This is a genomic window from Streptomyces sp. SAI-170, from assembly GCF_049739565.1.
Taxonomy (GTDB): domain Bacteria; phylum Actinomycetota; class Actinomycetes; order Streptomycetales; family Streptomycetaceae; genus Streptomyces.
This window is the reverse complement of sequence record NZ_JBMGQD010000001.1, coordinates 7075001-7087950: the sequence shown is the minus strand read 5'-3', so window position 1 is coordinate 7087950 and position 12950 is coordinate 7075001. Positions and strand designations below refer to the sequence as shown.

Genomic DNA, 12950 nt, shown 5'->3' with positions numbered 1-12950 from the left:
CGGGCAGCACAGCCGGCCCCACCCAGCGAAGGCCGACGGCCCGCGCCCCACAGCCCCAGCCCAACGCCCACGCCCAGGGCACGGCACCTACACCGCCGAAGCCCCACGAACCCCAAGCACCTCAGACACCTCAGACACCTCCGCAGCCCCCGCCACGCCCTCCACACGCTCCCCCTCTTCCACCCCCTCCCCTCCCTGGACCAACGGCAACGGCTCGGCCCGCTCAAGCGCGGGATCGTCGATCCGGAACGTCCGCACACGCCCCGGCTCCGACCAGGGCGTCTCGAACCGCACGGTGATCCGCCCGAGCCCGCTGCCCTGCACCCACCCGTGCCCGTACTCGGTGTGCCGCACGTCATGCCCGGGAGCCCACCGCCGCTCCTCGGGCTCCGCCGGCTCCCGCGCCGCCTCCTCGGCCGTCTCCTCCTCGTCGTCCGTCTCCGCCTCCCCGGCGGCCTGCGCGAACAGGTCCTCCTGCGTGAAGTCGGCCAGCCCGCTCACCCCGACGCCGAGCAGCCGCACCCCACCCGTGGTGTCGACGGAGTCCAGCAGCCGCAGCGCGGCCTCCCGCACGACCGCGGGGTCGTCCGTGGGCCCCCGCAGCGTCTCCGAACGCGTCAGGGTCGAGAAGTCGTACCGGCGCACCTTCAGTACGATCGTCCGCCCCGACAGCCCGGCCCCCCGCAGCCTGCGCACACACCGGTCGGCCAGTCGCTGCACCTCCAGGCCGATGCGCACCCGCTCATGGATGTCCACGTCGTAGGTGTCCTCGACGGAGACCGACTTAGCCTCCCGCTCGGCCACCACCGGCCGCTCGTCACGCGCGAGTGCCATGGCGTGGAGGGCGTGCCCGTGGGCCTTCCCGAGCAGCCGCACCAGCTCGTCCTCGCCCGCCTCGGCGAGCTCCTCGACGGTGTGGATGCCCGCCCGTCTCAGGTGGTCCCCGGTCGCCGGCCCCACCCCCGGCAGGGTCCGCACCGACATGGGCCCGAGCAGCGCCCGCTCGGTCCCGGGCGGGATCAGGACCAGGCCGTCCGGCTTGGCCTGCTCCGAGGCGATCTTCGCCAGCATCTTGGACGCGGCCAGCCCCACCGAGCCGGTGAGCCCTGTGACGGCCCGTATGTCCGCCCGCAGTCTCTCCCCGGCCAGCCGCGCGGACTCCCCGTCCCAGGCCGCCCCACCGGCCTCCAGGTCCACGAACGCCTCGTCCAGGCTCAGCGGCTCCACCAACGGCGACAGCGCCCGCAGCAGCCCCATCACCTGCTCGCTGATCGCCCGGTACAGCCCTCCCCGCGGAACCAGATACGCCGCGTTCGGCGCGAGCCGCCGCGCCTGCGCCATCGGCATCGCCGAGTGCACCCCGAACACCCGGGCCTCGTAGGAGCAGGTCGCCACCACCCCACGCGGCCCGAGACCGCCCACCACGACGGCCTTCCCGCGCAGGCTCGGCTTGGACGCCTGCTCCACCGAGGCGAAGAAGGCATCCATGTCGAGATGCAGGATCGTGGGCGCGGTTCTCACATCTCCGATGCTGCACCACGCCACTGACAATGGCCCCGCCCACACCCCGGGCGGAACCGACGGCAGGCGCTACACGGCCTTGTTGCGCCGCCTGGCCAGCTCGTCCGTCGGGTTGTGCCCGACCAGCGTCTCCCCGGTGTCGATCCGCTCCCCGTGCAGCTGCGACAACGCACTCTCCACGTCCCGCCACACCACACCGACGGCGATACCGAAGACGCCCTGACCGCCCTGCAGCAGGGCATGCACCTCGTCGGGCGAGGTGCACTCGTAGACGGTGGCACCGTCGCTCATCAGCGTCATGCGCTCCAGGTCACGGAACCCGCGCTCCCGCAGATGCTGCACGGCGCTGCGGATGTTCTGCAGCGACACCCCGGTGTCCAGGAACCGCTTGACGATCTTCAGGACGACGACGTCCCGAAAGCTGTACAGACGCTGGGTCCCGGACCCGTACGCGGGCCGCACACTCGGCTCCACGAGGCCCGTGCGCGCCCAGTAGTCCAGTTGCCGGTACGTGATACCTGCGGCTGCGCAGGCCGTCGGCCCGCGGTAGCCGATCTCCTCGGTCGCCATGGACGCCCCTCCGTCGCTGGGCACGACCGTAGGCCGCTTCGGAGCGTGATCGGACGCGCCGCCATGAAGCGGGTACGGACCGCTCTCCCCCGGACTGCGTCCGGTGGCACCCCCAGCCGTACCGTCGCCGCTGCTTCTCACGCCGACCTCCGTCCTTGACCTGCCCTCTCGACGGTAGGCAGTCACCAAGGGTGCGTCAACGATCGCCACACTCGGCACGCCGAGTGATAATCACCCTAGGAGTGGTTTCCCGTATCCCGTCGCGGGGAAAGGCTAGCCGAATGCGCTCCCGGGAGGCCGCAGGACGCTCTCAATCGCCGCTGGCATGTGCCGAGTCGTCCGCGCCGATACGCCACTCCCGAAGGGGCCCTCGACGCCGTCACAGCGGCGACGACACATCGTACGGCCGGCCCGGCGGAACCTCCGCCCAGCCGGCCGCACCGCGTCTCACTGGTTGCTGGAGCCGAAGTCCTCGGGCGAGATCTGGTCGAGGAACTCGCGGAACTTCTCCACCTCGTCCTCCTGCTCGTCCGGAATCGCGATGCCCGCGTCGTCGAGCACCCCGTCACTGCCGTAGATCGGCGTGCCGGTGCGCAGGGCCAGCGCTATGGCATCGGACGGGCGGGCGCTCACCTCGACGCCGCTGGCGAAGACCAGCTCGGCGTAGAAGACGCCTTCACGCAGGTCCGTGATGCGTACTTCGGTGAGCTCCTGGCCGACGGCCTCCAGCACGTCCTTGAACAGGTCGTGGGTCAGCGGCCGCGCGGGGGCCATGCCCTGCTGGGCGAAAGCGATCGCGGTCGCCTCCCCCGGCCCGATCCAGATGGGGAGGTAGCGGTCGCCTCCCACTTCACGCAGGAGCACGATCGGTTGGTTGGAGGGCATTTCGACCCGGACACCTACGACATCGAGCTCGTTCACACAGCAACCCTAGGCCGTGCCCGGGACCTTTGGGTAGTCGGGGCCCGGGAGCGGGACCCGATCGGGCCGCCGCCGCTCAGGGCAGGCGGACCCCGAGCGCGGTCTGCAACAGCGCCGCGTGCAGCTTCGTCGTGAGCCCCGCCAGCTCCTTGGTACGGGCCTCCGCATGGGTCCGGGTCTGCGGGTTGCGGTGCCGTCTGAGCGGGGCCACCACCTGGTCCACCAGACCGGCCTCACGGTCGGCCGCGGCCTTCACCATCCGCAGATGCCGCGGCTCGATACCGAACCGGCCCAGCTCGGTGACCAACGCGGCCACGGTCACCGCCTCGGCGTCGTACACCCCGTCCGACAGCGGCGTGACCAGGCCGTACGACTCCCACTCGGCCAGTTCGGCCTCGTCGATGTCGGCCGCCGCGAGCAGCTCCGCGCGCCCGATCCGGGCCACCGTCGGTCCCTCGGTGGCCTCCGGCAGCGCCTCGCCGTCCCGCTGCCGGCCGAGCGCCGGAAGCCGTACGTCCTCGCCGCGCTCGACGGCGTCCAGGTACTCGCGGATCACCTTCAGCGGCAGATAGTGGTCCCGCTGCATCCGCAGCACCTGGCCGAGGCGCTCGACGTCGCTCGCACTGAACTTGCGGTACCCCGAGGGGGTCCGCTGCGGCTCGATGAGCCCTTCCGACTCCAGGAAACGGATCTTGGAGATCGTCACTTCGGGGAACTCGTCGCGCAGCACGTTCAGCACCGTGCCGATGCTCATCAGACCACTGTCCGCGGCGGCGGTGCCGCTCCCGGCACCGCCGCTCGGTGTATGAAGCATGGACCTTCCCTGGGGGTGGGTCAGATGCTCTGCCGGCTCGCGTAGAAAACGAGTCGGTACTTTCCGATCTGCACCTCGTCACCGTTGGACAGAGCGACCTGGTCGATCCGCTCACGGTTGACGTACGTGCCGTTGAGGCTGCCCACGTCGGCGACGGTGAACGAACCGTCCGGCTGGCGCCGGAACTCCACATGGCGGCGCGAGACCGTCACGTCGTCCAGGAAGATGTCGCTCTGCGGGTGGCGGCCCGCCGTGGTCAGCTCGCCGTCCAGCAGGAAGCGGCTGCCCGAGTTCGGACCGCGCCGCACGACAAGCAGGGCCGAACCCAGCGGCAGCGCGTCGACAGCGGCCTGCGCCTCGGGAGAGAGCGCCGGGAGCTGCGTCTGACCGGTCACCTCGGCGTCGTAGGCCTCAAGACCCGAGATCGAGATCGTGGAGGTCGTCTCGGACGCCCGCTCGGGGACGGCACCCGCCCGCAGCGGAGCGCCGCAGTTGGAGCAGAACCGGCTGTTCTCCGCGTTGCGGTGACCGCACCTCGTACACACCAGGGCCGACATGGACGGCTCCTCCTGCCGCGGCTGCCCCGCCGGGGCGTTGGACGCGTACGGGCCGGGGGCGTACCCTCCGCCCGCACCTGAGGTCGACGGTTGCCCGAAACCTATGCCTGGGGCCTGGGCAGGGTCGACCGACGGCGCGCCCTGACCACCGGGGATGTCACCGCCCGGCCCAGCGACCTGGTCGCGGAACAGCGGGCGCTGACCCTCGGCGTCGGGCTGTGCGCGATGACGAGCGGTGGCGCTGCTGTCGCTGCCCTCTCGCGCGCTCTTGCCGAACAACTTCGCAAACAACTTCACGGGCGATTCCCCTTGACCGAAACAGACCCGCCCGTGGGGCAGGACGAACCCTGACTGCACACTCCGGAAGACCCGGACATCCTCACAACGTCCGTATCCACCAGACAGTTTCCACCACGCACCACCCAATCGGTGCGCCGACCCCCCGCAACCTCATGCCCTCGACGGACGGCCCCCATGCACCCCCGGTTCACTGGGAGGACGACCGAGCGTAGTCAGGCCGCTTCGCTGCTCGCAAGGCGTCCACAACGATCTTGTCCGACCGCTCGACAGTAACGGTGGCCTGCTCCTTCTCCAGCGTCTGCACCACGCCTCCCGGGATGTTGAGTGCCGGTTCGAGATCCTGAGGCTTGCCGATGACCTTGAAACGATAGGGCGCGTTGATCTTGTTCCCGTCGACGCTCACACGATCGTCGGAATCCGTCAGATAGGTCCCGGCCACCACCCGCACGCCGTTCACCTGGATCGCCTCCGCGCCGGCGGCGCGCAGCTCCTGGATGGCGTCGAGCAGCATGTCCGCCTCGACCGTGCCCTTGCTGTCGTCGATGGTCATCGTGATCCCGGGACCCTGCGCGGCCACCGTGCCCGCCAGGATGCCGAGTTGCCTCTCCTTCTCGACCGTCTGCCTACGGGCCTCCTCCGCCTGGTCGGAGCTGTTCTCCAGCTCGTCCCGCTGCTGCTCGAGACCCTGCTTCTCGTCCTCAAGACGCTGAGTACGGTCATCCAGTTCATCGAGGATGCGCACAAGATCTTCCTGGCGTGCCCCGCGCAGGGCCGTGTCGTCGTCGCTGTTGGACGCGACCTGGACCGCGAGACCGAAGCCCAGACCGAACAACAGCACGGCGACGATGAGTTGGGCCCGGCTGACACGCGGCGGCCACAACCCCTTCACCAGCCGCCCGCGGCCCGTGAGCCCGGGCTCCGCGTCCCGCGCGGGCGGCCCGACCGCGGGCGCCGTCGCGGGCACCTCCTCGGGCAGCTCCTTGCGCAGCCGGTTCTCGGGCGACTCGTCCTGGTTGCTCATCGGCCTCACGCCCGGAAGACGTGCCGGCGGATCGCGGCGGCGTTGGAGAAGATACGGATGCCGAGCACGACCACGACGCCCGTGGACAGCTGCGCCCCCACGCCCAGCTTGTCGCCGAGGAACACGATCAGCGCGGCGACGACCACGTTCGACAGGAACGACACCACGAACACCTTGTCGTCGAAGATCCCGTCGAGCATGGCCCGCAGACCGCCGAAGACGGCGTCCAGCGCCGCCACGACGGCGATCGGCAGATAAGGCTCGACCACCGCCGGAACCTCAGGCCGGACCAACAGGCCGGCCACGACTCCCACGACGAGGCCCAGTACGGCGATCACGATGTGCCCTTCTCAGCTTGCGGCTGTGCTGTCTCGGTTCTCGGCTGTGCGGTACGTACGATCAGGCTCGGCGCGGCCGGCAGCCGGAGGTCTTCCTCCACGGAGAGGGCGGTGCGGATCCCGTAGTTCTCCTGCAGGACGTGCAGATACAGCCCGTCGGCACTGTCCTGGAACCGGGTGCTCAGCTGTTTCCCGTCCCCCACCGCGAGCACCGTGTACGGCGGTACCAGCGGCCTGTTGTCGACCAGTATCGCGTCACCCGCGGCCCTGATCGCGGACAGCGCCGTCAGCCGCTGCCCGTTGATGGAGATCGCCTCGGCGCCCGACTCCCACAGCCCGTTCACCACGCGCTGCAGATCCCGGTCGCGCACCCGGCCCGTGTCGGAGAAACCCGACGTCCCGCGCGGATCGCCGTCCCCGCCCTCGGCGGTCTCCTCGGCGTCGTCGACGATCAGCTTCACTCCGGGCCCGTGCACCTCCACGGCACCCGAGAGCAGGCTCACCAGCTCCCCCTGGTCGCCGCCCCCGCTGTCCTTGAGGGCCTCCCGCTGCCGCGCTCCGACATCGTCGCGCAGCGCCTCCACGGACTCTTCCAGCTCGTCCGCGGCGTCGGTCTCCCGACCGATCCGGTCGATGAGCTCCTCGCGCTCCTTGGCCACGACCGGGGCCGCGACCCGCGCCTGCGCAGCGCCGACGGTCACCACGAGCGCCGCGAGCACCAGCCCTGCGGCGAGTCCGAGCTTCGCCCGGAGCGTCCTGGGCAGACCCCCCTCGCCCGCGGCCGTCTTCCGGGCCGCCGCCTCGGCATAGCCGTCGTCGAGGCTGTGGTCCATGACGTTGGTGAGCAGCGACATGGACGCGTCCGGGCGCGGGGGGTGCGCGGTAGTGCTCCGAACGGGGGGCTGCTGCGACATGCCGCACATCGTCGCATGTCGCAGCCGGTACCTCCGAATGGCCCCACCGACGTGCCGGACAGGCCCCCTTGGGGGCACTTGTCCGGCACGCGCGTGTGCTGCCTTTTCTACCGTCCGGCGCTGTCCACGACAGCCGACCACTCGTCCAGCAGGGCCTGCGCGGACGCGTCGTCCGGGCCTTCCGCCCACAGATGGGTGACCGCCTCGGCGGGATCGGGCAGCACCATCACCCAGCGCCCGTCCGTCTCGACCACACGTACACCGTCGGTGGTGTCCACGAAGCGGTCCCCGGCCGCCTCCACGACCCGCCGCATGACGAGCCCCTTGACCGCCCACGGAGTCGCCAGATCACGCTTGAGGACGTGCGCACGCGGGATGCGCGCGTCGATCTGGCTCAGCGTGAGCTGCGTCCGCGCGACCAGCCCGATCAGCCGTACGAAGGCCGCCGTACCGTCGAACACGCCGCTGAACTCCGGGACGATGAAGCCGCCCTTGCCGTCGCCGCCGAAGATGGTCGACTCGTCGCGGCCCACGCGCGTGAGGTCGTCCGGCGATGTCGTCGTCCACTCCACCTGCGTCCCGTGGTACGCCGCCACCTGCTCGGCGATCCGCGTGGTCGTCACCGGCAGCGCGACCCGCCCGCTGCGCCGCTCGGCGGCCACCAGGTCGAGCATCACCAGCAGCGCCCGGTCGTCCTCGACGATGCGGCCCTTCTCGTCGACGAGCGACAGCCGCTCACCGACCGGGTCGAACCGCACGCCGAACGCGGCCCGCGCGGACGCCACGATCTCGCCGAGCCGCACCAGCCCCGACCGCCGCGCCTCCGCCGTCTCGGTGGGCCGCGCCTCGTCCAGACCGGGGTTGATCGTCAGCGCGTCCACCCCGAGCTTGCCGAGCAGACTCGGCAGCACCAGACCGGCACTGCCGTTCGACGCGTCGACGACGACCTTCAGCCCCGACTCCGCGATCCCCGTCGTGTCGATGTTCCGCAGCAGCGACCCGGTGTACGAGTCGAAGACGCTCGCCGGGAAGTGCAGGTCCCCGATCTCCCCGGGGAAGGCCCGCCGGTACTCCTGCCGCGCGAACACCCGGTCCAGCTTCCGCTGGCCGCCCTGTGACAGGTCGGCACCCTGCCCGTCGAAGAACATGATGTCCACCGAGTCCGGCACGCCGGGCGTCGTCCGGATCATGATCCCGCCGGCACTTCCCCGCGCCGTCTGCTGCCGCGCCACGGGCAGCGGTACGTTCTCCAGGTCGCGTACGTCGATGGCGCTGGCCTGCAGCGCGGAGATGACGGCCCGCTTCAGTGCACGAGCACCACGGGAGTGGTCGCGGGCCGTGGTGACGGTCGAGCCCTTCTTCAGGGTCGTGGCGTAGGCGCCGGCGAGCCGCACGGCCAGCTCGGGCGTGATCTCCACATTCAGGATCCCGGAGACGCCACGGGCACCGAAGAGGTGCGCTTGTCCCCTGGACTCCCAGATCACCGAGGTGTTGACGAAGGCACCGGCCTCGATCGTCTTGAACGGGTACACCCGCACGTTGCCCTGGACGATCGATTCTTCACCGATCAGGCATTCGTCGCCGATGACCGCGCCGTCCTCGATCCTGGCCGCGCGCATGATGTCGGTGTTCTTGCCGACGACGCATCCCCGCAGATTGCTGTGCTGGCCGACATACACGTTGTCGTGCACCACGGCCTTGTGCAGGAACGCGCCGCTCTTGACGACCACGTTCGATCCGACGACGGTGTGTTCCCGGATCTCGGCGCCGGCCTCGACCTTGGCGTAGTCACCGATATAGAGCGGCCCGCGCAGCACGGCATCGGGATGCACTTCGGCGCCCTCGGCGACCCACACGCCCGGCGAGATCTCGAACCCGTCGATCTCGACGTCGACCTTGCCCTCGAGGACATCGGCCTGGGCCTTGACGTAGCTCTCGTGGGTGCCGACGTCCTCCCAGTAGCCCTCGGCCACGTAGCCGTAGATCGGCTTGCCTTCCTTCATCAGCTGCGGGAAGACATCGCCGGACCAGTCGACGGGCACATCGGCCTCGACGTAGTTGAAGACCTCGGGCTCCATCACGTAGATGCCGGTGTTCACGGTGTCGGAGAAGACCTGCCCCCAGGTCGGCTTCTCCAGGAACCGCTCGACCTTGCCCTCTTCGTCGACGATGGTGATGCCGAATTCCAGCGGATTGGGCACACGCGTCAGACAGACCGTGACGAGCGCGCCCTTCTCCTTGTGGAAACGGATCAGATCGGTGAGGTCGAAGTCGGTGAGCGCGTCACCGGAGATGACCAGGAAAGCGTCGTCCTTCAGCGCCTCTTCGGCGTTCTTGACGCTTCCGGCGGTACCGAGTGGCTTCTCCTCGTTGGCATAGGTGAGCTCCATGCCGAGCTCTTCACCGTCACCGAAGTAGTTCTTGACCAGTGAGGCCAGGAACTGCACGGTAACGACGGTCTCATTGAGCCCATGCCTTTTGAGCAGCCGCAGAACATGCTCCATGATCGGCCGATTGGCAACCGGCAGGAGCGGCTTGGGCATGCTTGAGGTCATGGGGCGAAGGCGCGTGCCTTCGCCTCCGGCCATCACGACGGCCTTCATGTCGGAAGCGTCCTCCTCGAAGAGACGACGGTCTAGCCGACTTCACCCGTCCGAATTGTCCCGCACATTTCCGATGCGGGCCATCGCGGCGTTACGGCCGCGCCAATCCGCGAGTTCAATCGGCCATGGCGTCCGCCCGAACGATACGGCGGACTTGTACCACGTAGAGGACTCCTGCCCACCAGTAGAGCGTTGTACCCCATCCGGCGAACGCCCATCCGAAAACAGCAGCGAGTGACGAGATCCAACCGCTTCCGTCACTGAGCAGGAGCAGGGGGAAGGCGTACATCAAGTTGAATGTAGCCGCCTTCCCGAGGAAGTTCACCTGGGGCGGCGGATACCCGTGCCGACGGAGGACACCCACCATCACCAACAGGACCAACTCCCGCGCCAGCAGTACCGCGGTCAGCCAGAGCGGCAGAATCTCGCGCCAGGTGAGTCCGACCAGCGTCGAGAGAATGTAGAGCCGGTCGGCCGCGGGGTCCAGGAGCCGGCCGAGGCTGCTGATCTGGTTCCACCGACGCGCCAGCTTGCCGTCCAGATAGTCGCTGATCCCGCTCAGGGCCAGCACGAGGAGAGCCCAGCCATCGCTCTTCGGCCCCCCAAACTCGGGCCTGAGGATCAGCCACAGAAACAGGGGCACGCCGACGAGACGGGCCATGCTGAGGATGTTCGGGATGGTGAGCACCCTGTCCGTCTGGACGCGGGTCTCCTGGACCTCCACCCGGGGGCCTCCTGCGGTAAACGTGCCGACGATGCTCCCTGACCTTACCTCAACGCAAAAAAGCTCCGGCCCTCGGGTATCACCCAAGGGCCGGAGCTATAAAAGGAGTTCGGCGGCGTCCTACTCTCCCACAGGGTCCCCCCTGCAGTACCATCGGCGCTGTAAGGCTTAGCTTCCGGGTTCGGAATGTAACCGGGCGTTTCCCCTACGCTATGACCACCGAAACACTATGAAACTGTCAACCGCACCATGTGTGGCACATGGGGTTGTTCGTGGTTTCAGAACCAACACAGTGGACGCGAGCAACTGAGGACAAGCCCTCGGCCTATTAGTACCGGTCAACTCCACACGTTACCGTGCTTCCATATCCGGCCTATCAACCCAGTCGTCTACTGGGAGCCTTACCCCATCAAGTGGGTGGGAGTCCTCATCTCGAAGCAGGCTTCCCGCTTAGATGCTTTCAGCGGTTATCCCTCCCGAACGTAGCCAACCAGCCATGCCCTTGGCAGAACAACTGGCACACCAGAGGTTCGTCCGTCCCGGTCCTCTCGTACTAGGGACAGCCCTTCTCAAGACTCCTACGCGCACAGCGGATAGGGACCGAACTGTCTCACGACGTTCTAAACCCAGCTCGCGTACCGCTTTAATGGGCGAACAGCCCAACCCTTGGGACCGACTCCAGCCCCAGGATGCGACGAGCCGACATCGAGGTGCCAAACCATCCCGTCGATATGGACTCTTGGGGAAGATCAGCCTGTTATCCCCGGGGTACCTTTTATCCGTTGAGCGACGGCGCTTCCACAAGCCACCGCCGGATCACTAGTCCCGACTTTCGTCCCTGCTCGACCCGTCGGTCTCACAGTCAAGCTCCCTTGTGCACTTACACTCAACACCTGATTGCCAACCAGGCTGAGGGAACCTTTGGGCGCCTCCGTTACCCTTTGGGAGGCAACCGCCCCAGTTAAACTACCCATCAGACACTGTCCCTGATCCGGATCACGGACCCAGGTTAGACATCCAGCACGACCAGACTGGTATTTCAACGACGACTCCACCCACACTGGCGTGTGAGCTTCAAAGTCTCCCAGCTATCCTACACAAGCCGAACCGAACACCAATATCAAACTGTAGTAAAGGTCCCGGGGTCTTTCCGTCCTGCTGCGCGAAACGAGCATCTTTACTCGTAGTGCAATTTCACCGGGCCTATGGTTGAGACAGTCGAGAAGTCGTTACGCCATTCGTGCAGGTCGGAACTTACCCGACAAGGAATTTCGCTACCTTAGGATGGTTATAGTTACCACCGCCGTTTACTGGCGCTTAAGTTCTCAGCTTCGCAACCCCGAAAGGTCACTAACCGGTCCCCTTAACGTTCCAGCACCGGGCAGGCGTCAGTCCGTATACATCGCCTTACGGCTTCGCACGGACCTGTGTTTTTAGTAAACAGTCGCTTCTCGCTGGTCTCTGCGGCCACACCCAGCTCACCGTGTAAAACGGATCACCAGACATGGCCCCCCTTCTCCCGAAGTTACGGGGGCATTTTGCCGAGTTCCTTAACCATAGTTCACCCGAACGCCTCGGTATTCTCTACCTGACCACCTGAGTCGGTTTAGGGTACGGGCCGCCATGAAACTCGCTAGAGGCTTTTCTCGACAGCATAGGATCATCCACTTCACCACAATCGGCTCGGCATCAGGTCTCAGCCTTAATGTGCGACGGATTTGCCTATCGCACGGCCTACACCCTTACCCCGGGACAACCACCGCCCGGGATGGACTACCTTCCTGCGTCACCCCATCACTCACCTACTACCAACTTGGGCCGGCGGCTCCACCACTCCCCTTCACCCGAAGGCTCCAGGGCGGCTTCACGGCCTTAGCATCACTGGATTCGATGTTTGACGCTTCACAGCGGGTACCGGAATATCAACCGGTTATCCATCGACTACGCCTGTCGGCCTCGCCTTAGGTCCCGACTTACCCTGGGCAGATCAGCTTGACCCAGGAACCCTTAGTCAATCGGCGCAAACGTTTCTCACGTTTGTATCGCTACTCATGCCTGCATTCTCACTCGTCAACCGTCCACAACTCGCTTCCGCGGCTGCTTCACCCGGCAGACGACGCTCCCCTACCCATCCCAGCCTCCGTTGGGAGTATGTGCTGGAATGACACGACTTCGGCGGTACGCTTGAGCCCCGCTACATTGTCGGCGCGGAATCACTAGACCAGTGAGCTATTACGCACTCTTTCAAGGGTGGCTGCTTCTAAGCCAACCTCCTGGTTGTCTGTGCGACTCCACATCCTTTCCCACTTAGCGTACGCTTAGGGGCCTTAGTCGATGCTCTGGGCTGTTTCCCTCTCGACCATGGAGCTTATCCCCCACAGTCTCACTGCCGCGCTCTCACTTACCGGCATTCGGAGTTTGGCTAAGGTCAGTAACCCGGTAGGGCCCATCGCCTATCCAGTGCTCTACCTCCGGCAAGAAACACACGACGCTGCACCTAAATGCATTTCGGGGAGAACCAGCTATCACGGAGTTTGATTGGCCTTTCACCCCTAACCACAGGTCATCCCCCAGGTTTTCAACCCTGGTGGGTTCGGTCCTCCACGAAGTCTTACCTCCGCTTCAACCTGCCCATGGCTAGATCACTCCGCTTCGGGTCTTGAGCGT

General features: G+C 66.9%; 10 protein-coding genes and 2 rRNA genes (1 of these 12 cut by a window edge). All 12 read right to left on the bottom strand.

All coding sequences use genetic code 11. The features are described 5' to 3' along the window. Nucleotides 1-87: 87 nt before the first annotated feature. On the bottom strand, nucleotides 88-1521 hold the full coding sequence (locus RKD23_RS31875) for a DNA polymerase IV (protein WP_424856825.1): 1434 nt from the start codon (nucleotides 1519-1521) through the stop codon (nucleotides 88-90). A 69-nt stretch (nucleotides 1522-1590) separates the two neighbouring features. Next, nucleotides 1591-2232, bottom strand: coding sequence for a MerR family transcriptional regulator (locus RKD23_RS31870; protein ID WP_424856824.1), 642 nt, complete (start codon nucleotides 2230-2232; stop codon nucleotides 1591-1593). A 306-nt stretch (nucleotides 2233-2538) separates the two neighbouring features. Next, nucleotides 2539-3012, bottom strand: a complete 474-nt coding sequence (locus RKD23_RS31865) for a bifunctional nuclease family protein (protein WP_109294339.1) — start codon at nucleotides 3010-3012, stop codon at nucleotides 2539-2541. 76 nt (nucleotides 3013-3088) lie between these two features. Next, entirely contained in the window at nucleotides 3089-3826 is a 738-nt protein-coding gene (locus RKD23_RS31860; RefSeq protein WP_424856823.1) for a MerR family transcriptional regulator, read from the bottom strand. 20 nt (nucleotides 3827-3846) lie between these two features. Next, entirely contained in the window at nucleotides 3847-4809 is a 963-nt protein-coding gene (locus RKD23_RS31855) for an FHA domain-containing protein (protein ID WP_424856822.1), read from the bottom strand. A gap of 61 nt (nucleotides 4810-4870) precedes the next feature. Continuing rightward, a complete protein-coding gene (locus RKD23_RS31850) occupies nucleotides 4871-5704 on the bottom strand; it encodes a DUF881 domain-containing protein (RefSeq protein ID WP_424856821.1) in 834 nt (277 codons plus the stop codon). Between the two features lie 5 nt (nucleotides 5705-5709). Next, a complete protein-coding gene (locus RKD23_RS31845; RefSeq protein ID WP_003988855.1) occupies nucleotides 5710-6042 on the bottom strand; it encodes a small basic family protein in 333 nt (110 codons plus the stop codon). Continuing rightward, complete coding sequence (locus RKD23_RS31840) at nucleotides 6039-6956, bottom strand: DUF881 domain-containing protein (RefSeq protein ID WP_424856820.1); 918 nt, start codon at nucleotides 6954-6956, stop codon at nucleotides 6039-6041. The genes RKD23_RS31845 and RKD23_RS31840 overlap by 4 nt, the downstream gene beginning before the upstream one ends. 107 nt (nucleotides 6957-7063) lie before the next feature. After that, nucleotides 7064-9559, bottom strand: a complete 2496-nt coding sequence (locus RKD23_RS31835; RefSeq protein ID WP_404040045.1) for a sugar phosphate nucleotidyltransferase — start codon at nucleotides 9557-9559, stop codon at nucleotides 7064-7066. A gap of 115 nt (nucleotides 9560-9674) precedes the next feature. Then, entirely contained in the window at nucleotides 9675-10283 is a 609-nt protein-coding gene (locus RKD23_RS31830; protein ID WP_424856819.1) for a CDP-alcohol phosphatidyltransferase family protein, read from the bottom strand. A 107-nt stretch (nucleotides 10284-10390) separates the two neighbouring features. After that, nucleotides 10391-10507 (bottom strand): 5S ribosomal RNA (gene rrf, locus RKD23_RS31825). Between the two features lie 84 nt (nucleotides 10508-10591). After that, a 23S ribosomal RNA gene (locus RKD23_RS31820) occupies nucleotides 10592-12950 on the bottom strand (it continues 764 nt past the right edge of the window).